The 18246-nt window shown below is 38.3% G+C and carries 21 protein-coding genes; 11 read left to right on the forward strand and 10 right to left on the reverse strand.

The window, feature by feature from the left end:
* Positions 1-5: 5 nt before the first annotated feature.
* Both Rain11_RS04135 and Rain11_RS04140 read right to left on the reverse strand, forming a co-directional pair.
* Complete coding sequence (locus Rain11_RS04135) at positions 6-620, reverse strand: hypothetical protein (protein WP_101358073.1); 615 nt, start codon at positions 618-620, stop codon at positions 6-8.
* Positions 613-1590, reverse strand: a complete 978-nt coding sequence (locus tag Rain11_RS04140; RefSeq protein WP_101358074.1) for a glycosyltransferase — start codon at positions 1588-1590, stop codon at positions 613-615. Before Rain11_RS04140 ends, Rain11_RS04135 begins: the two co-directional genes overlap by 8 nt.
* Positions 1591-1642: 52 nt before the next feature.
* On the opposite strand from Rain11_RS04140, the gene nuoK reads away from it, so the two are divergent.
* Positions 1643-1993, forward strand: a complete 351-nt coding sequence (gene nuoK, locus Rain11_RS04145) for an NADH-quinone oxidoreductase subunit NuoK (RefSeq protein ID WP_317042745.1) — start codon at positions 1643-1645, stop codon at positions 1991-1993.
* Positions 1994-2119: 126 nt separating this feature from the next.
* Here nuoK and Rain11_RS04150 read toward each other — a convergent pair whose 3' ends face one another.
* Together Rain11_RS04150 and Rain11_RS04155 are read right to left on the reverse strand one after the other, a co-directional pair.
* Complete coding sequence (locus Rain11_RS04150) at positions 2120-2764, reverse strand: lipoprotein signal peptidase (RefSeq protein ID WP_101358075.1); 645 nt, start codon at positions 2762-2764, stop codon at positions 2120-2122.
* Positions 2765-3039: 275 nt separating this feature from the next.
* The gene (locus Rain11_RS04155; protein WP_101358076.1) at positions 3040-3645 is read right to left on the reverse strand and encodes an RNA polymerase sigma factor; all 606 of its coding nucleotides are present in this window, start codon (positions 3643-3645) and stop codon (positions 3040-3042) included.
* Positions 3646-3946: 301 nt separating this feature from the next.
* On the opposite strand from Rain11_RS04155, the gene panD reads away from it, so the two are divergent.
* From panD to Rain11_RS04180, 4 genes are all read left to right on the forward strand, one after another.
* A complete protein-coding gene (gene panD / locus Rain11_RS04165; protein ID WP_101358078.1) occupies positions 3947-4294 on the forward strand; it encodes an aspartate 1-decarboxylase in 348 nt (115 codons plus the stop codon).
* Positions 4294-4788 carry a low molecular weight protein-tyrosine-phosphatase gene (locus tag Rain11_RS04170; protein WP_101358079.1) on the forward strand — a complete coding sequence of 165 codons (495 nt, stop codon included), beginning with the start codon at positions 4294-4296 and terminating at the stop codon, positions 4786-4788. The genes panD and Rain11_RS04170 overlap by 1 nt, the downstream gene beginning before the upstream one ends.
* A gap of 42 nt (positions 4789-4830) precedes the next feature.
* Positions 4831-5196 carry a hypothetical protein gene (locus tag Rain11_RS04175; RefSeq protein ID WP_101358080.1) on the forward strand — a complete coding sequence of 122 codons (366 nt, stop codon included), beginning with the start codon at positions 4831-4833 and terminating at the stop codon, positions 5194-5196.
* Between the two features lie 69 nt (positions 5197-5265).
* Positions 5266-6489: a bifunctional 3,4-dihydroxy-2-butanone-4-phosphate synthase/GTP cyclohydrolase II gene (locus tag Rain11_RS04180; RefSeq protein WP_101358081.1), complete on the forward strand. Its 1224-nt coding sequence runs from the start codon at positions 5266-5268 to the stop codon at positions 6487-6489.
* Positions 6490-6497: 8 nt separating this feature from the next.
* On the opposite strand, the gene Rain11_RS04185 is transcribed toward Rain11_RS04180, so the two are convergent.
* On the reverse strand, positions 6498-7403 hold the full coding sequence (locus tag Rain11_RS04185) for a TIGR01777 family oxidoreductase (protein ID WP_101358082.1): 906 nt from the start codon (positions 7401-7403) through the stop codon (positions 6498-6500).
* Between the two features lie 43 nt (positions 7404-7446).
* On the reverse strand, positions 7447-8337 hold the full coding sequence (locus Rain11_RS04190) for a DUF58 domain-containing protein (RefSeq protein WP_101358083.1): 891 nt from the start codon (positions 8335-8337) through the stop codon (positions 7447-7449).
* Positions 8338-8443: 106 nt separating this feature from the next.
* Between Rain11_RS04190 and Rain11_RS04195 the strand changes: the two genes are divergently transcribed.
* Positions 8444-8914, forward strand: a complete 471-nt coding sequence (locus Rain11_RS04195; RefSeq protein WP_165778076.1) for a DUF4296 domain-containing protein — start codon at positions 8444-8446, stop codon at positions 8912-8914.
* A 168-nt stretch (positions 8915-9082) separates the two neighbouring features.
* Here the strand turns inward: Rain11_RS04195 and Rain11_RS04200 are convergent, their stop codons facing one another.
* Positions 9083-9736, reverse strand: coding sequence for a phosphatase PAP2 family protein (locus Rain11_RS04200; protein WP_101358085.1), 654 nt, complete (start codon positions 9734-9736; stop codon positions 9083-9085).
* Positions 9737-9811: 75 nt separating this feature from the next.
* On the opposite strand from Rain11_RS04200, the gene bioB reads away from it, so the two are divergent.
* Complete coding sequence (gene bioB / locus Rain11_RS04205) at positions 9812-10798, forward strand: biotin synthase BioB (protein ID WP_101358114.1); 987 nt, start codon at positions 9812-9814, stop codon at positions 10796-10798.
* Between the two features lie 13 nt (positions 10799-10811).
* Positions 10812-11117 (forward strand): putative quinol monooxygenase, encoded by a 306-nt coding sequence (locus Rain11_RS04210; RefSeq protein ID WP_101358086.1) that lies wholly within the window; start codon positions 10812-10814, stop codon positions 11115-11117.
* On the opposite strand, the gene rpe is transcribed toward Rain11_RS04210, so the two are convergent.
* The gene (rpe, locus tag Rain11_RS04215) at positions 11089-11745 is read right to left on the reverse strand and encodes a ribulose-phosphate 3-epimerase (RefSeq protein ID WP_101358087.1); all 657 of its coding nucleotides are present in this window, start codon (positions 11743-11745) and stop codon (positions 11089-11091) included. The two genes, Rain11_RS04210 and rpe, sit on opposite strands and share 29 nt — an antisense overlap.
* Positions 11742-12356, reverse strand: a complete 615-nt coding sequence (locus Rain11_RS04220; RefSeq protein WP_101358088.1) for a TetR/AcrR family transcriptional regulator — start codon at positions 12354-12356, stop codon at positions 11742-11744. The genes rpe and Rain11_RS04220 overlap by 4 nt, the downstream gene beginning before the upstream one ends.
* 159 nt (positions 12357-12515) lie before the next feature.
* Between Rain11_RS04220 and Rain11_RS04225 the strand changes: the two genes are divergently transcribed.
* Complete coding sequence (locus Rain11_RS04225; protein WP_101358115.1) at positions 12516-13889, forward strand: UDP-N-acetylmuramate--L-alanine ligase; 1374 nt, start codon at positions 12516-12518, stop codon at positions 13887-13889.
* 71 nt (positions 13890-13960) lie between these two features.
* Positions 13961-14767: a 3'-5' exonuclease gene (locus Rain11_RS04230; protein WP_101358089.1), complete on the forward strand. Its 807-nt coding sequence runs from the start codon at positions 13961-13963 to the stop codon at positions 14765-14767.
* A 1-nt stretch (position 14768) separates the two neighbouring features.
* Here Rain11_RS04230 and Rain11_RS04235 read toward each other — a convergent pair whose 3' ends face one another.
* Positions 14769-15812 carry a peptidoglycan DD-metalloendopeptidase family protein gene (locus Rain11_RS04235; protein ID WP_101358090.1) on the reverse strand — a complete coding sequence of 348 codons (1044 nt, stop codon included), beginning with the start codon at positions 15810-15812 and terminating at the stop codon, positions 14769-14771.
* A gap of 161 nt (positions 15813-15973) precedes the next feature.
* On the opposite strand from Rain11_RS04235, the gene Rain11_RS04240 reads away from it, so the two are divergent.
* Positions 15974-18244: an aconitate hydratase gene (locus Rain11_RS04240; protein WP_101358091.1), complete on the forward strand. Its 2271-nt coding sequence runs from the start codon at positions 15974-15976 to the stop codon at positions 18242-18244.
* The last annotated feature ends 2 nt before the right edge of the window (positions 18245-18246 follow it).

An 18246-nucleotide genomic window follows, 5' to 3' on the forward strand; every position in this document is an offset into this window, starting at 1 on the left:
TTTTCTTACTCAAATCCAATCATCAAACCTAAACTCAATGCTTGCAAGGAATCTCCGTAGCGGTATTTCCAAGCTATGCTGGGGGCAATGACAAGGTGCTTTTTGGTGCTAAAACGAAATTGAACACCCGCCTCTAAAATTGCTTTGAGTTCATTTTGGTTCAATATATCAGGGCGATATTCAAAAGAAGCGGGGTAAATATAGGGGCTAATTTTGTTATATTCTCCCCCAAAATGAAATTGTATGCCTTCGGGAATAATAACAGGCAAAATGATAAGCCCCAAAATATCTTGCGCCAAATTTCCTGAAATAAGTATAAATCCGCCTCCTCCCTGCACAATGGCGTGCGTCATTAAGCCACCTAATCCATAATGCAACATTAGTTTCTGGTCAGGATTGATACCAAACATCAAACGATTGTTCAAACTTACTTTTCTGCCAACAAAATACTGAAAAGCCAAACCATACATTGCACGTCTTGCAAATTGAGAATAATAGAAGTCTTGCGAAGCAACACCCCCCACAACAACCTTTCTTGGGCGGGAATAATCCTCCCCCTCTTCTTGGGCAAATGCTTGAAAAATTGATACAAAAGTAATGAAAAACAAAACTTTACGCATAGCGAAAACGATAATACATTTGATACAGCCAAGAAAGGTTGATTTTCTTTTCTGCAAGATACAGAATAGTTATTGTAAAGCAATTTTTATACCCAACTAAATTTTTGTTTTTCAAAAAGTTAGCATATTGCTCTACAAGTTCAAAATTTTCGCTAAAATAACACTGACGTAAATGGTAATGTGCATTACGAGCTAATGCCTGAAAATCAGCCTCGGTTTTACAATAAACATATGCCTTTTCCAAGACTTTTAGCGTAGATTGCAGTAAAATATTTTGCTTTTTCTGATAAAATCTTTGCGAAAGTGAATTTTGATGTTTGCGATAAAGTGTAGTAACTTCATCAAGATAGGCAAAATCATAATTTTGCGAAGCCCTTATCCACATATCAAAATCTTCGTAAGCCAAACTTTCGTCATAACCGCCCAATTCTTCCAACATACTTTTACGAAACATCATTGTAGGCGGACAGATAAAATATTTTTCCAAAACCGCCCTAAAAAAATTCTCTTGCGGAACTTTCACTTTGGCTCTACCCTGTCTATCAATTGGATAGTGATATTTCAAAAATTCTCCTTTTTCGTTAATAATTTGGGCATTGCTAAAAATCAAACCTACTTTTGTAGATAGCTTTTCAAAGAAATCTACTTGTCGCTCCAGACGATTGGCAAGCATTACATCGTCAAGGGCAAAATCTACAATATACTTGCCATCTGCAAGTGAGAGTGCTTGGTTGAAAGATGCACAATTTCCTTGATTTTTTTCGTGTAAAATACAGGCTTTTACTTTTTGGCAAGGATTTTGTTTAAGAAAATGGCGGATAATTTTAGGGCTATTGTCCGAACTGGCATCATCAACAATGATGAGTTCCCAATCCTGAAAACTTTGTTTCCATAAAGATTGTAAAGCAATTTCTATGAAAGGAGCGTGGTTGTAGCTTAAAGCAATTACCGAAACCAAAGGAGTATTCATAGAGAGAAAATAGCTTTTGGTCAAATGAAAAACCGCTTTCTTCAAAAACTAATTGCAATATTATTGGAATAAACTATATTTGGAACGTAATGTAAGTAAAGCTATGGAAACACAAATGTACTTAATGATTGGAATTGTAATGTTTGTAGCAGGGCTTTTTGTAGCACTGAGCCGAAAAAATGCTATTATGGTACTAGTAGGTATAGAGCTTATGCTCAATGCTTCTAATTTGAACCTACTTGCTTTCAGCTATTTGTATGAAAACCTACAAGGACAGCTATTTTCGCTGTTTGTGATTGTGATTGCCGCCGCCGAAATTAGCGTTGCACTGGCTATCATTATAAAATTGTATCAATACTTCAAAAATACTGATATAGATATGTTTCGGTCTCTGCACAGTTAAACACACCTGAACCTATGTTATTAACCTGCTCACAAGGCAGGTTTTTATGTTTTTAGAAACTCTATGTTTTCAACAATATTTGTTTTTTTGAAATATTTTTTCCAAACTCTTGAAAGTTATAAAAAACTATTTTAATCCCGATGTGCTTTCAGCGGAAGTTTCTGTCTGCAAAAATTCTTGTGAGCTGTCAGTTTTTGGGAAAAATTTTTTCTGGAATAAAATAATACTTACCACCCCCACAAAAATAGAACTATCTGCTATATTAAAAATCGGAAAAGCAAAGTATGTACCCCCCAGTAGAGGTATCCATTCGGGCAGAATACCCTGCCAAAAATCTGTAAAAATCATATCTATTACTTGCCCGTGCAGAAAGGCAAACGGAGCATCAGCGGGCAAGTTATTTTTAAGAAAAATCCCATAAAACATACTATCCAATACATTGCCTAATGCTCCTGCAATAATGAGTGTCATAGAAACCAATAGTCCCCAATGAGCCTGCCTATCAATTTGACGTTTGAGGTAAATGGAAATCGCTATTACCGCTACAATTCTGAACACTGAAAGCATAATTTTTCCATAAGGAGGAGGCAAAAGTATGCCAAATGCCATTCCAGGGTTTAGGGTATAATGAATTTTAAGCCATTTTAAGCCTATAACATTAAAAAGAACAAACTCCTCGCCAAGGTGCATATTGGCATATACCCAAAGTTTGGAACTTTGGTCTATAATTAACACAAATAAAGCTATCAAAATAAACTTAACATATCGCATAAGTCTGCTATTAAGACCGCAAAGGTAAATTTTTTTAGAACTTGGGGCAAAGAAGTTCACAAATTATTTATGCAAACAGACTTTTGAGTAGTTGTGAAATTTGAGCGATTTCAGATTAAAAAACGGGCTTGGTAAAAAATGCTCAAAAAACGACTTACTCCTGAAAAATATACTGCCAGACTAGGCGTAGAAGTAGAAGCAGAATAAATCGCTAAAAAATAACGGATATAGCAAAAAGGCTCCGCATATTTACGAAAATTAAAAACTTCCGTTACCTAACAATACGCATTCAAATAGTCGGAAAAATTCAAATTGTATTTTTCAGCTTGCTTACGTAGATTGATAAGTGCATAACGCATACGCCCTAGAGCTGTATTGATACTTACACAGGTCTTTTCGGCTATTTCTTGGAAACTCATTTCACCGTAATGCCTCATCATCAATACTTCTTTTTGGTTTTCAGGCAAGGTTTCAATAAGTTTGGCTAATTTTTCATTTACTTCCTGCCTGATTTTCTGCTTTTCAGCAGAATCTTCTGCAAAATTAAGATGATTGCAAATTTCTTTTCTATCTTCCACTTCTACCATTGTAGCTTTTTTGGACCTGCGAAAATAATCTATGGCAAGATTATGAGCAATACGGCAAGCCCAAGGCAAAAATTTTCCTTCTTCGCTATAATTACCATCTTGTACATTGCGAATAATTTTCATAAATGTATCTTGCAATAAATCTTCAGCCAAATTTTTTTCTTTCACAATATTGTAGATAGTGGCGTAAATTTTACTTTTATGTTTAGACCATAGCTTGTTGAAGGCTCTTTCATCATTATTTTTTGCATAAGAAGCGAGCAAAACACCATCGGTTAATACTGGATTTTTCATATTTTTACCAAATTTGATTTTGAACCAAGCACTTTTTGGCATATCTAATGGAAAAAATCATTCCAAAAATTAAAATTTTATGTATGCCCACCATAAAAGCCTCAAAATTTGCATAAAAAAGGCTTTTTTTTAGAAAAAAATTATTTGAACATTTGAAATAACAAGTAGGAATTTGTCCGAAATCGGACAAATTTTGTACGTGGGCGAACAAAATGCCAAATTTCAATTTCAGTATTTAGAAAATTCATAACTTTGCAGAAATTTCTTTAAGCAATCTTTTTTTAGTGTCCGATAGCTTTTTATGTGGATAGAAGTTTTCAAATCAAAAATTCATCGCGTACGCGTAACTCAAGCCGAATTGCATTATGTAGGAAGCATCACAATTGATGAAGCCCTAATGGAAGCGGCGAATATTATTGAAGGAGAAAAAGTACAAATTGTGAATATCAACAATGGCGAAAGACTGGAAACCTATGTTATCAGGGGAGAACGCAATTCGGGGGTAATTTGCCTGAATGGTCCTGCAGCTCGTAAAGTACAAGTAGGTGATATTATTATCATTATTGCCTATGCCCTAATGCCTTTTGAAGAAGCCAAGAAGTTCAAACCTACTATGATTTTTCCTGATGAAAATAACCGAATAGTGTAATGAAAAAAGTTTTGTTTGTTTGTTTAGGCAATATTTGCCGCTCCCCACTTGCCGAAGGAATTTTCAAGAAGCTAATAGAAGAGGCAGGTCTGCAAAATCAAATTTCAGTAGATTCAGCGGGTACTTCCTCTTACCATATTGGCGAGTTGCCCGATTACCGAACTTGCCAAGTAGCCGAAAAAAACGGCATTATCCTCACGCATAGAGCCAGACAAGTGCGAAAAGAAGATTTTTTGGAGTTTGACTACATTTTAGCTGCCGATAAATCTAACCTGCAACATTTACAGAACTTGCAAAAGCAAGTTTTGAATGGGAAAGCTAAAGTTTGCCTTATCAGAGATTGGGAAGGTAAAAATCTGGAAGTTCCCGACCCTTACTACGGTACAATGCGAGATTTTGAAGATGGATATGCTTTGCTTGAAAAGTCTTTGAAAAGTTTTTTAGACCACTTATTGAAAACTATACATCAAGAACAAGAATCTTTAAGAGCTTAAAACAAGTACATCTACCTATATTCACCTAAAATTAAAATGCTTATGTCGCCTGTATCTCGCTTTTTTGTTGGCTTGCTAATGTTTGCGGCAGGAATTTACATTTTGCTGAAATCTATTCACGTAAGCAACTCTTTTTCAATGTCTTATCGTTTTGGTTACGGCAATGTAGGCGTACCCGCAGGAGTATTGTTCTTAGGCTTTATTTTAGGAGTTGGTATGTTATTTTTCAATGCCAAAAGCCCCTTGGGCTGGATTGTAACATTGCTATCGGTAGGATTTCTAATAGTCGGGGTTATTATGAACTTACACGTATCGCTGGCGAGTATGGACGCATTCAATTTTTTGAGTATTTTGGTTTTGGTAGCAGGGGGAGGTGGATTGCTGTTTAGTTCTATGCGAAAGTCGTAAACATTCTCATAAGCCTATAAGTTTTTGAACACTTTTGCCTACTAAAATTGTTTTCTTAAAAAATTGGTTATGGATATACAGCTAGATAGCATAGAAGAGGCTCTGGAAGATTTGCGTCAGGGTAAGGTTGTAATTGTGGTTGATGATGAAAATCGTGAAAATGAGGGGGACTTTATTTGTGCCGCTGAAGCCATTACTCCTGAAATTGTCAATTTTATGGTCAAAGAGGCTCGCGGCTATTTGTGCGTAGCCCTCACCGAAAAAAGATGCGAAGAACTGAAATTAGACCTGATGGTAGGGCAAAACACAGACCCCCATAAAACAGCGTTCACCGTAACCGTAGACTTGCTCGGACACGGCAACACCACAGGCATCTCGGCACAAGATAGAGCCAGAACTATCAAGGCTTTGGTTGATGAAAACACTAAACCCGAAGATTTAGGCAGACCCGGACATATCAACCCCCTGAAAGCTCGTGAAGGTGGTGTTTTACGCCGTGCAGGGCATACCGAAGCCTCTGTGGATTTGGCTCGCTTGGCAGGTTTCAAGCCCGCAGGTGTTCTCATTGAAGTAATGAACGAAGACGGCTCAATGGCTCGCTTGCCACAACTTCGCCAAATTGCCGATAAATTCGGCTTAAAGCTCATTTCTATTGCAGATTTAATTGCCTACCGCCTCAAATATGATAGCCTCATTCATTGCGAAATTGGCGTACAACTCCCTTCGGTTTGGGGAGATTTTGACCTAGTGGCTTATCGCCAAATAGATACAGATGAAATTCATTTTGCTCTTGTAAAAGGTTCTTGGCAAAAAGATGAACCTGTGTTAGTGCGTGTGCATTCGTCTTGTGTTACAGGAGATATCTTTGGCTCTTGCCGTTGCGATTGCGGACCTCAACTACACAAAGCTATGCAAATGATTGAAGCAGAAGGGAAAGGAGTTGTTTTGTATATGAACCAAGAAGGGCGAGGCATAGGTATTATCAACAAACTCAAAGCCTATAAACTGCAAGAGCAAGGTTTAGATACTGTGCAAGCGAATCTGGCATTAGGTTTTCAGATGGATGCTCGCGATTATGGGGTTGGAGCTCAAATACTTCGTGATTTGGGCATTACGAAAATTCGTCTCATTTCCAATAATCCTAAAAAAAGAGCAGGACTCTTGGGCTACGGCTTGGAAATTATTGAAACCGTACCTATTGAAATTCAGCCTAACCCCCACAATCAAAAATATTTAGAAACCAAACGAGATAAAATGGGGCACGATATCTTAAAAAACAATCATTCAGATTGAATTTCCAGTTAGCCCAGCAAATCTTGCAAAGTATCTTTCAAGGTTGTAAATTGATACTGAAAGCCTGCTTTGAGGATTTTTTCATTAGAAACTCGATTGCCCCCAAGCACCATTTGAGCCATTTCGCCCACCATCAATTTGAGAGTAAAACTCGGAATATTTGGCAAAAAAAGTGGTTTTTTGAGTATTTGAGCAATTTTTTGAATAAGCTCTGTATTTGTGCAAGGGTCGTTGCCTACGGCATTGAAAACGCCTTGCAGGTTCTCATTTTCCAAAGCAAAAACAAACATTTGAGCAAGGTCTTTGATGTGTATCCAAGACATATATTGCTTTCCGCTTCCCAAAGCCGCTCCCAAGCCCCAACGAATAGGTTGTAAAAGTTTAGGCAAAGCTCCGCCCTCCTTGGCAAGCACAATGCCTATGCGTAAAATCGCTGTTCTGATACCTAAATCAGCAATTTTTTGTACTTCGGTTTCCCACTTTGCTGTAACATCTGCCAAAAAACCCGTGCCGTGAGGGCTGTTCTCGTCAAGCCACTGCTCACCTGTATCAAAGCCATAAATGCCAATCGCCGAAGCCGAAATAAATGATTTTACCGAATGTTGAGTTTGCTGTAAAGTTTCATAAAGTAACCTTGTAGAAAGCACCCTGCTTTCAAGGATTTCTTTCTTATAGCTTTCCGTCCAAGATTTATCGGCTACGCCTGCTCCTGCTAAATGAATAATTGCTTCTGCCTCTGTAATAGCCTCTTTTTCAATGCTTTTTTGATAAATATTCCATTCATATACCTTCACCGAAGGAATTTGCTGTTTCTTTCGGCTCAAATAAGCCACTGCATAGCCTTTGGCTAAAAGTAGTTCAGTAATTTTTTTGCCTACCAGTCCTGTGCCTCCTGTAATAAGAATATGCTTCATTGATTTGAAATTGAATTATTCCTCTATTCTAACCTCTAAAAACTTAAAATGTTTTCGCATAATTCTTTTTTAGCTTGTGCTTTCTTTTTTTGAAAAGTTCTAAAAGTTTGGGTACAAAGTCTTCTTGGGTACTAATAGCGAGATAATTTGCATTATTTTTGAGAGCAATTTCTTGTAGTTTCTGCTGAATACTCTCAAAACGAGGTTTTTGCAAAGCCTTGAAATCTCGTGAGTGTGTATTTACCCAGATAGTACGTTTGCTTTCTTTATCCCATACAGGAATAATGCCCATAGCAGGCAGGCGAATTTCTTGTTTATCAAAGAGCTGAAGCATCACAAGGTCGTGTTTTTGAGCAAGAGCTTTGAGGTGATGCTCATAATTTTCACCAATAAAATCAGAAATCAGAATTACTACGCTTTTCCGTTTGAGCATTTGAAGCGTGTAAATAATCATTTGGGCAAGGTCGGTTTGGGTAGATTGTGGTTTGAGCTTGAAAAGGTTGAAAATCATTTCGTAGGCGTATTTCTCACCTTTCTGAGGCTTCATATAACGCTCTTTCTGGCTGGAAAAGCAAATCAGCCCTATATCGTTTTTTTCTTTTGCCGCCGAAAGAGCCAGCACTCCTGCAATTTCATACGCCAAGTTTAATTTATTTTTCTGAAAACCAATTTCTTGTGATGCACTTACATCAAGCACAAAAAAAACCGTTTGTTCTTTTTCTTCTTGAAATTCTTTTACGAAAATTCCTTGTCCTTTGGCACTCACGTTCCAATCTATTCGGCGGACATCATCTCCATACAAGTAATCGCGTACATCAGAAAACTCCAAACCCGAACCTTTGAATATGGAATGAAAATCGCCTTGCATATAGGTATTCACCGCTTTTCGGATTTGAATTTCATATTTGCGAAGTTTGCTTAAAATTTCCTGCATTGTTGGCAAAGTTTTAGCAATGTGCTAATTTAGCGACAATATTTTGAATATAACCAATCCTATGAAAAATTGTGCGAAGAATGATTGTAAAGTGAGCAAATTTTCATTGCTCATTTTACTAATTGGGTGTGCTTTGGGAGTAATTGCCTGCCAAAGTGAAAAAAAACAATCGCCTCCGCCTCTCTCACCCGAGAAAATGATACAAGTGCTTATTGATATTCACATTGCCGAGTCACAAGTTCCAAATTTGGTAAGCACCCCTGATTCGTCATATTTTCTCAATAAGGCTTTTGAAAGAAAAGTATTTCAAAAACACAAAATTGATTCAGCCGCTTATTATCAGAGCTATGCCTACTACCTTGAAAATATAGCTGAATTTGAGAAAATGTACGCCATAGTAGTAGATAGCTTGGTTTATCGGGAAAGCACTCACAACTTAGGCAAACCTTTGGATACAGCTCAAAAGAAAAACACCTCACAACCAACCCCTACTAAACCTCGCATAGATAGTTCAGGATTAGAACTGAAAAAGAAACTCCGAAAAAAGCTTCTGCAAAACAGAATAAACGAACTATAATTTTGATTTTCAGAGTATTGAAAAGTTTTATTTAGATTTTTTCAAAATAATTGTATTATTGTTGCAACATTTTTTATTTTTTTGCGTTAATAATGTAAAAGGCTACGACAAAAATTGCCGTAGCTTTTGCAGAAGTTGTTTTTTCATAATTTTGGTTAGGGAAAGACCTTACAATTTTTGTAAGGTTTTTCTATTTTGTAAGTTAAACCAACTGAAAGCAATAAAAGCAGAAATCGTGCCAATCCAAGAACCAACCAAAACATCTATCAAAAAATGTTGTTGCAGATACATTCTTGAAAAGCCAACGGCTATAGCGGCAAGTATTGCCATAATTTGCCAAGCAGGGTGTTTGTGAAAAAAGGCTATCAAGGCAAAAGCCGAGAAAGCCGCAGCCGTATGCCCCGAAGGGAAACTCATATACGAATGCGTTTCCACCCCATTTACAAAATTGAGTGAGGCGATGTCTTGAAAAAAAATTTTAGGGCGGGGTTCATTTTCAAAAATTAAATTTTTAAGTGCTTGCACGATGGTTATATGCAAACTTATGGCTATGAGCATAGTCCAAAATTTCAGGATTTGTCTTTTGTAAAGAAATATAAGCCCCATAAGCACATACACACCTGCCTCGCCCAAATAAGTGATCTTAGGGAATAGCCAATCCCCAAAAGCCGTATGCCATTCATTGATAGCCAAGTGAATTTTACTTTTAGGAAATAATAAAAGACAAATTCCTGCTACCACCCAAAATACCAAAGCACCACCCCAAAAATAAGGTTTATCTGTAGTGATTTGCCACCTGAAAGGCTTTTTTGAATTTTCCATTTGTTTTTTTGCAAAAGTATTAGCAATTTGCTTGCCCAAAGTAAAGTAAAATTTAGCTTTCTACCTAAAAAACTTATTGCAATGATACGCAACGATTGGACAAAAGAGGAAATTTCAGAAATTTATCATAAACCTGTATTAGACCTCATCTACCAAGCCGCAACCATTCATAGGCAATATCACGAACCTAACGAGGTGCAAGTTTGTACCTTACTTTCTATCAAAACGGGGGGTTGCCCCGAAGATTGTGCCTATTGCCCGCAGGCGGCACGTTATCACACAGATATAAAAGTAGAAAAACTTTTAGATGTACAAACCGTGTTGCAAAAAGCCCAAGAAGCCAAAGAGGCAGGCAGTACGCGTTTTTGTATGGGAGCGGCTTGGCGTGAAGTCCGCAACAACCGCGATTTTGATAAAGTACTGGAAATGGTGAAAGGAGTGGCTCAAATGGGTTTGGAGGTTTGCTGTACATTAGGTATGCTTACCGAAGAACAAGCCATTAAACTCAAAGAAGCAGGCTTATACGCCTATAACCACAATTTGGATACCAGTGAAGAGTTCTATGATGAAATTATTTCTACACGTACCTACCAAGACCGCCTCAATACCATTGCAAATGCTAACAAAGCAAAAATCTCCGTTTGTTCGGGCGGAATTATTGGAATGGGAGAAACCATAGAAGATAGAATTGGTATGCTTCACACGCTTGCCACCTTGCCCGAACACCCCGAGTCAGTGCCTGTCAATGCCCTTGTACCCGTGGCAGGTACGCCTTTGGAAAATCAGCCCAAAGTTTCGGTATGGGAAATGGTACGAATGATTGCCACCGCCCGAATCTTAATGCCCAAAGCAATGGTACGTCTTTCAGCGGGTAGAGTGCGTATGAGCGTAGAAGAACAGGCTTTATGCTTTTTGGCAGGGGCAAATTCTATTTTTGCAGGCGATAAACTGCTCACTACCCCCAACCCCGATTACATTTCTGACCAAGAAATGTTTCAGGTACTTAACCTCAAACCTCGTCAAGCCTACAAAAACGAACTTACAGAAAGTTTGAATGTCTGATTTTTAAGGTTTTATGCTTATTCGTATAGTCAGAATGTACTTTCAGGCAGATAAGGTGCGAGAATTTTTAGATGTTTTTGAAAATTCCAAGCACCTTATCCGCCGTTTTGAAGGTTGCAAACACTTGGAACTCTGGCAAGACGCAAACTCCCCCAATGTTTTTTGCACTTACAGCCATTGGGAAAGCGAAGCACATTTGGAAAATTATCGCAATTCGGAGCTTTTTCGTACTACTTGGGCAAAAACCAAACCTCTTTTTGAAAAAAAACCTTATGCCTTTTCTGTAAAACTCAATCAAGTCGTTTCAAATCTTCAATGATTTGATGAGGATTGATAGCATTGAATACAAAACTTCCTGCAACCAGTACATCTGCCCCAATCTGAACAAGCTCTCGGGCATTGGCACTATTTACACCTCCATCAATTTCAATAAGTGCGTGAGCATTTTTGCTATCAATGAGATTTCGTAAGGCTTTTACCTTTTCAAAAGTACTTTCAATGAACATTTGCCCACCAAAACCCGGATTTACCGACATCAGACAAACCAAATCAATTTCCTGAATAATAGGTTCTAACAAACTTACGGCTGTATGTGGATTGATAGCGACCCCTGCCTTACACCCTAAACTCTTGATTTGCTGAATATTACGATGCAAATGCGGACAAGCCTCTAAATGCACCGAAATCACCGAAGCCCCTAAATCTTTGAACTCTTTTGCATAACGTTCAGGTTTTTCTATCATCAGATGGAAATCCAATGGTTTTTTAGCATATTTCCGAATAGCTTTGCAAACAGGCATACCGAAAGAAATATTCGGTACAAATAAGCCGTCCATAATATCCAAGTGTATCCAATCGGCTTGGCTGGCATTGAGCATTTCAATTTCTCTTTGCAAATTAGCAAAGTCTGCCGCCAAAATAGAAGGTGCTACAATCGGCGTTTTCATTCTGCTTTGAGTAATTTGGTTACAAAATCAAAAGAATTACTAATGAGGTATTTCAAAGTTTGCTTATCATTGGTATTCAATCTCTTACGAATAAGTAAAGCACATTGTCCGTGTATGTAAGACCAAAAAACAAACGCTACTACTTTATAGTCTTCTCCTTTGATTTGCTTGGCAATCAAACAGGCTTCTACAATTTCTTCTATGGTTTTATAAAGTTGATGCCCCCTTTTCCAAGCGGTACTTTCATCTTTGAAGGCTTGTAAATGAGCATTGTCAATAAACATTAGGTCATAATATTGCGGATTATCAAAAGCAAAATTCAAATACACTTTACCTACGGCAAGCAGACGCTCAAAAGGCTGAACAATCGTTTTGGTAGCCTCCAATTTTTCATAGAGCAAGTCAAAAGCTTTGTTTTGTAATTGTATGAAAATATCGTTTTTGTCTTTGAAATATAGATAAATGGTAGCGGGGCTATATTCAATGGCATCGGAAATCGTACGAATACTTGTGCCATCGTAGCCTTTCTCCAAGAAAATCTGATAGGCAGTTTCCAAGATTTTATTCCTGATAGCCTCTTTTTCTCTTTGCTTACGCTCTGAAATTCCCATATAAGCATATATTTTAGTTTGCCAAATTACAAATTCGCCTTGAAATAAAAAATGAAATTTGATAGCTTACAAAAAAAATTTCAAATCATAATAAAAACTTGAATTTGCTATGTATATTTGCAAGATTTTGTAAAAAATCTATTCAAAATTTTGAGTTCAATGCAAAGCAAAAAAATACACTTCATAGCGATTGGCGGTAGTGTAATGCACAATTTGGCTCTTACATTACAAAAGCAAGGCTATCAAATAACTGGTTCTGACGATGAAATCTATGAGCCTTCACGCTCTCGTTTAGAAAAAGCAGGCTTATTGCCTGCTGAAATGGGCTGGTTTCCTGAAAAAATTGATAAATCCTTAGAGGCTATTATTGTGGGTATGCACGCCCGCAAAGATAACCCCGAACTCATCAAAGCTCGTGAGTTAGAAATTCCTATCTATTCTTATGCCGAATACGTGTATTTGCATAGCATAGACAAGCACCGCGTAGTAATTGCTGGCAGTCACGGAAAAACCACTATTACCGCAATGGTAATGCACGTACTCAAATATCACGGGAGAAATTTTGATTATCTTGTAGGAGCAATGGTTGATGGTTTTGAATACACCGTCAAACTTACCGAAGATGCTCCTCTCATCATTATTGAAGGAGATGAATATCCCGCAGGACCCACCGCTCCCAAACCTAAATTTTCTTACTACAAGCATCATATTGGCTTGGTAAGCGGCGTAGCCTGGGATCATATCAATATTTACGAAACCGAAAACGACTACGTGAGACAATTTGAAAAATTTGCTGATGCTACTCCCAAAGGCGGAGCAATTATTTATGATAGTGATGATTATTTGGGCAATTTCTTGTGCGAAAAAGAACGCCCTGATGTTGCCAATATTCCTTACCAAACACACCCATACAAAGTAAAAAATGGACAAACTTTCTTGATTTCCAAAGAAGGTAAAGAAATCCCCGTGCTTGTTTTTGGCGAGCATAATATGAAAAACATCAGCGGTGCGAAAGCCGTCTGCGAAAGGCTTTTCATTAGCGAAAGTAAATTTTATGAGGCTATCCAAAGTTTCAAGGGAGCATCTAACCGATTAGAAACCCTCGCAAAAAACGATAACACACACATCTTCAAAGATTTTGCCCACGCTCCCTCCAAAGTGAAAGCCACTACCAAAGCCGTTAAAAGTCTTTACCCCGAACGCAAACTAATCGCTTGCCTAGAATTGCATACTTTTAGTAGTTTGAACAAGAATTTTTTGCCTCAATACAAAGGCTCACTCAAATATGCCGATTTGCCTGTGGTGTATTTCAATCCAAAAGTCGTAGAACATAAGAAACTACCTGCTATCAGTGCAGATGATATTAAATCTGCTTTTGATATGCCTAATTTGGAAGTTTTTGAAGATAGTAGAAAGTTTGCCGATTTTCTCAAATCTCAAAATTATGCAAATACCTCACTGCTTTTAATGAGTTCGGGCAATTTTGATAACTTGCCGCTCAAACAAATTGCAGAGGAATTGATTTTTCAATAAAAACCTCTATTCAAAAGCTGTAATTCATTGAAACTGGTTTCGCTTCCAAACAATAAAAGATACTCCCAAATATGAATTTAGCCCTCAAAAAACCTTTGGTTTTTTTTGACTTAGAAACCACAGGAACGAATTTTGCCAAAGATAGAATTGTAGAATATGCCTTTTTGAAAGTTTTTCCGAATGGCACTTCTGAGTGGCGAGTACAAAAAATAAACCCTGAAATGCCTATACCACCTGAAAGTAGTGTTTTTCACGGCATCTATGACGAAGATATTAAAGACGCTCCCACTTTCAAACAAGTAGCCAAAGAGCTTGCTAATTTTTTAGATGGCTCGGATTTTGCAGGCTTTAATATTCTCGGCTTTGATATTCCTTTGTTGGTAGAAGAATTTTTACGAGCAGGAATAGATTTTTCTTTGAAAAACAGACGCTTTATTGATGCTCAAAAAATTTTCCACCTGATGGAGCCTCGTGATTTGAGTGCCGCCTATAAATTTTATTGTGGAAAAACTTTGGAAAATGCCCATACCGCCCAAGCTGATGTACAAGCTACTTTTGAAGTTTTACAAGCTCAAATTGATTTGTACGCAGGTAGAAAAATCATTGATAAAAAAACTGGGCAAGAATTTGAGCCTGTTCGCAATGATATGGACATACTTCACGAGCTTACTGCTAAAAAAATTGTAGACTTTGCAGGAACGATGATTTACAACAACGAAGGCAAGGAAGTTTTCAATATTGGCAAGCATAAAGGGAAACTGGTCGAAGAAGTTCTCAAAAATGAACCTAATTACTACGACTGGTTTCAGAAAGCAGATTTTTCATTGGACTCCAAAAGAAAACTTACAGAAATTAAATTGAGAATGTTTTACAAATAAATTAACGTAATCTTATTCTTTGCCCTGCTCTTAATTTGGTATTGATAGGAATACGATTGACTACTGCCAAATAATTTACGCTCAAACCATATTTCTTAGCTATACTTTGCAGAGTTTCCCCTGCTTTTACGATGTGAAAATATTCACGCCGCACAATGGTATTGATATGCCGAAAATGAGCAGGTGTAAGGGCAAAATACTTGGAACGTACAAAAGGCACATCTGACTTTGTATTTACTTCAAAAATAAGCAAAGGATTGAAAGCGTTTCCTGCATACAACACTTCTAAATGCAGGTGTGGTCCTGTACTCCAACCTGTTGAGCCACCTAACCCTAATAATTCCCCAGCTTTTACGACTTGTCCTACTTGTACGCTCAATTTGCTCATATGAGCATAGAGCGTTTCTAATCCGTTGATGTGGCGAACTACCACGTGATAGCCATAGCCATAGCCTGCGGTGGCGATGCGTACAATTCCATCAAAAACGCTATATATGGGCGTTCCTGTACGCAAATTGAGGTCTATTCCCTGATGCATACGCCCCCAACGATAGCCAAAAGGAGAAGTAAGCAGAAGGTCATCAAGAGGTTTTGCCCAGTATTGTCCTTTTACTTCGTCATATAAAGTCAGATGTATCGTATCTTTGAATGTAGAAGCATCTCGGCGATAAGGATTGATATGTACCGAACTCCAAGTTTTGTAGTATTCAGCAGATTTTACCCAAACGCAATCTATTTGCAAATATTCTGAAACACGCACTACTGAAATTTCAGCAGTGTCATCATCAAAAAGAGGTTCGGCGGGTGGCTTGGGCTCACGTATCGGATTGAACGGAATAGCTTCTTTTTTCAGTGTATCCAAATTTTCTACTACACTCTTTTGTAATGTATCTTTTTTAATCTCTTGCTTGACTTGCTGTTTTTGTTTCTGGTTCTGATTGCGAATTTGCAACTTATTTTGCTTGTATTTTTGTTCTTTCTTGGGCGTTTGAGCAAAAAGTAAATAGGCTATACTAAACAAAAATAATGTAAATATCCAACGCATTAGTTAGTGTTTTTGTTTTGCTTGCAAAGATAGGAAAAAAAGCTCAATTATTGTTTAGAAAATTTCTAAATAACTAAAAAAACGCTTAAAACTATTTTCCAAAAGGCATTTTTTTGTAGATTTGTTTGTTTTTTTCGTATCATCAAAAAAAGTAATTTGCTATGGCTTTTGATTTTGAAATGATTAAATCGGTGTATGCTCGTATGCCCGAACGTGTAGAGGCGGCTCGCAAAGTGCTTGGTCGTCCTATGACACTAGCAGAAAAAATTTTGTATGCTCATCTTTACGAAAACCCTGTTAAGCAGGCTTTTGAACGTGGAAAATCCTATGTAGATTTCGCCCCCGACCGCGTAGCTATGCAAGATGCTACCGCCCAAATGGCTCTCTTACAATTTATGACCGCAGGTAGAGATAAAGTAGCCGTACCTTCTACGGTTCATTGCGACCACCTCATTCAGGCAAAAATTGGGGCAAAAGCCGATTTAGAAGAGGCTATGAGCAAGAATAAAGAAGTTTATGATTTCTTGGCATCGGTTTCCAATAAATATGGTATTGGCTTCTGGAAACCCGGTGCAGGCATTATTCACCAAGTAGTGCTTGAAAATTATGCCTTTCCCGGCGGTATGATGATAGGAACAGACTCTCACACCCCTAATGCAGGAGGTTTGGGTATGATTGCCATTGGAGTAGGTGGTGCTGATGCCGTTGATGTAATGGCAGGTATGCCTTGGGAGCTCAAAATGCCTAAACTCATTGGCGTAAAACTCACGGGTAAAATGAATGGCTGGACTTCCGCCAAAGATGTCATCTTGAAAGTAGCGGGGATTCTGACTGTAAAAGGAGGAACTGATGCCATTGTAGAATATTTTGGTGAAGGAGCTGATTCCCTTTCTTGTACTGGAAAAGGCACTATTTGTAATATGGGTGCTGAAATTGGAGCAACTACTTCTATTTTTGCCTATGATGATAAAATGAAAGCCTATCTGCAATCCACAGGTAGAGCAGATGTTGCCGCCGAAGCTGATAAAATCCGTGAATACCTTCGCCCCGACCCCGAAGTGTATGCTAACCCTGAAAAATATTATGACCAAATCATAGAAATCAATCTTTCAGAGCTTGAGCCGCATATCAATGGTCCTTTCACTCCTGATTTGGCTTGGCCTCTCTCTAAATTTGCCCAAGCAGTCAAAGAAAACAACTGGCCTGCTAAATTGGAAGTTGGGCTGATTGGTTCTTGTACCAACTCTTCTTACGAAGACCTCACACGTGCCGCCTCACTTGCCAAGCAAGCCGTAGATAAAAAACTCAAAGTCAAAGCTGAATTTACCATAACGCCTGGCTCTGAACAAGTCCGTTATACTGCTGAAAGAGACGGCATTTTAGATACATTCAGTAAAATAGGAGGAGTAGTTCTAGCCAACGCTTGTGGTCCTTGCATTGGGCAGTGGTCAAGACATATTGATGACCCCAATCGCAAAAATTCTATCATCACCTCTTTCAACCGCAATTTCAAGGCTCGTAACGATGGCTACGCCTCTACGCACGCTTTTGTAGCTTCTCCTGAGATTGTAACCGCTTTTGCGATTGCAGGGGATTTGACCTTCAATCCCATTACTGATACACTTACCAATGAAAACGGCGAACAGGTAAAACTTGATGAACCCCAAGGTATTGAGCTACCTACCAAGGGGTTTGCCGTAGAAGATGCAGGTTACGTGCCTCCTGCCGAAGATGGTAGCAAAGTACAAGTAATTGTTTCTCCTACTTCCGAAAGATTGCAATTGCTTCAACCGTTCCCTGCCTGGGAAGGCACCGACTTGAAAGGCTTAAAACTGCTCATCAAAGTCAAAGGCAAATGCACTACCGACCATATCTCAATGGCAGGTCCTTGGCTCAAATATCGTGGGCATTTGGATAATATTTCCAATAACCTGCTCATCGGGGCTGTTAATGCCTTCAATGGAGAAGCTAACAAAGTAAAAAACCAGCTCACAGGGCAATATGATGAAGTTCCCAAAGTACAAAGAGCTTACAAAGCCGCAGGCATTGGCTCTATTGTAGTAGGAGATGAAAACTACGGAGAAGGTTCATCACGCGAGCACGCCGCTATGGAGCCTCGTCATTTGGGCGTAAGGGCTATTTTGGTAAAATCCTTTGCTCGTATTCACGAAACCAACCTCAAAAAGCAAGGTATGCTTGCTCTTACTTTTGAAAACCCCGCCGACTACGACAAAATCCAAGAAGACGATACCATTGATATTTTGGGACTCACTACCTTTACCGAAGGCGTACCGCTTACTATCGTACTTCATCATAAGGACGGCTCCAAAGAAGAAATCAAAGCCAAGCATAGCTACAATGCCCAACAAATTGAATGGTTCAAAGCAGGTTCTGCCTTGAACCTAATGGGAAAATTGATGGCTAAAAAATAAAC

This window comes from Raineya orbicola (assembly GCF_002843425.1).
Lineage (GTDB): Bacteria > Bacteroidota > Bacteroidia > Cytophagales > Thermonemataceae > Raineya > Raineya orbicola.

Bases quoted from the DNA above. Each gene is read 5' to 3' on its own strand.
- panD (WP_101358078.1), top strand. From the start codon at position 3,947: ATGTGGATAGAAGTTTTCAAATCAAAAATTCATCGCGTACGCGTAACT.
- Rain11_RS04185 (WP_101358082.1), bottom strand. From the start codon at position 7,403: ATGAAGCATATTCTTATTACAGGAGGCACAGGACTGGTAGGCAAAAAA.
- Rain11_RS04235 (WP_101358090.1), bottom strand. From the start codon at position 15,812: ATGCGTTGGATATTTACATTATTTTTGTTTAGTATAGCCTATTTACTT.
- Rain11_RS04170 (WP_101358079.1), top strand. From the start codon at position 4,294: ATGAAAAAAGTTTTGTTTGTTTGTTTAGGCAATATTTGCCGCTCCCCA.
- Rain11_RS04220 (WP_101358088.1), bottom strand. From the start codon at position 12,356: ATGGGAATTTCAGAGCGTAAGCAAAGAGAAAAAGAGGCTATCAGGAAT.
- Rain11_RS04140 (WP_101358074.1), bottom strand. From the start codon at position 1,590: ATGAATACTCCTTTGGTTTCGGTAATTGCTTTAAGCTACAACCACGCT.
- Rain11_RS04175 (WP_101358080.1), top strand. From the start codon at position 4,831: ATGTCGCCTGTATCTCGCTTTTTTGTTGGCTTGCTAATGTTTGCGGCA.
- Rain11_RS04210 (WP_101358086.1), top strand. From the start codon at position 10,812: ATGCTTATTCGTATAGTCAGAATGTACTTTCAGGCAGATAAGGTGCGA.
- Rain11_RS04180 (WP_101358081.1), top strand. From the start codon at position 5,266: ATGGATATACAGCTAGATAGCATAGAAGAGGCTCTGGAAGATTTGCGT.
- Rain11_RS04135 (WP_101358073.1), bottom strand. From the start codon at position 620: ATGCGTAAAGTTTTGTTTTTCATTACTTTTGTATCAATTTTTCAAGCA.
- Rain11_RS04240 (WP_101358091.1), top strand. From the start codon at position 15,974: ATGGCTTTTGATTTTGAAATGATTAAATCGGTGTATGCTCGTATGCCC.
- Rain11_RS04200 (WP_101358085.1), bottom strand. From the start codon at position 9,736: ATGGAAAATTCAAAAAAGCCTTTCAGGTGGCAAATCACTACAGATAAA.
- rpe (WP_101358087.1), bottom strand. From the start codon at position 11,745: ATGAAAACGCCGATTGTAGCACCTTCTATTTTGGCGGCAGACTTTGCT.
- Rain11_RS04190 (WP_101358083.1), bottom strand. From the start codon at position 8,337: ATGCAGGAAATTTTAAGCAAACTTCGCAAATATGAAATTCAAATCCGA.
- Rain11_RS04230 (WP_101358089.1), top strand. From the start codon at position 13,961: ATGAATTTAGCCCTCAAAAAACCTTTGGTTTTTTTTGACTTAGAAACC.
- Rain11_RS04225 (WP_101358115.1), top strand. From the start codon at position 12,516: ATGCAAAGCAAAAAAATACACTTCATAGCGATTGGCGGTAGTGTAATG.
- Rain11_RS04150 (WP_101358075.1), bottom strand. From the start codon at position 2,764: ATGCGATATGTTAAGTTTATTTTGATAGCTTTATTTGTGTTAATTATA.
- Rain11_RS04155 (WP_101358076.1), bottom strand. From the start codon at position 3,645: ATGAAAAATCCAGTATTAACCGATGGTGTTTTGCTCGCTTCTTATGCA.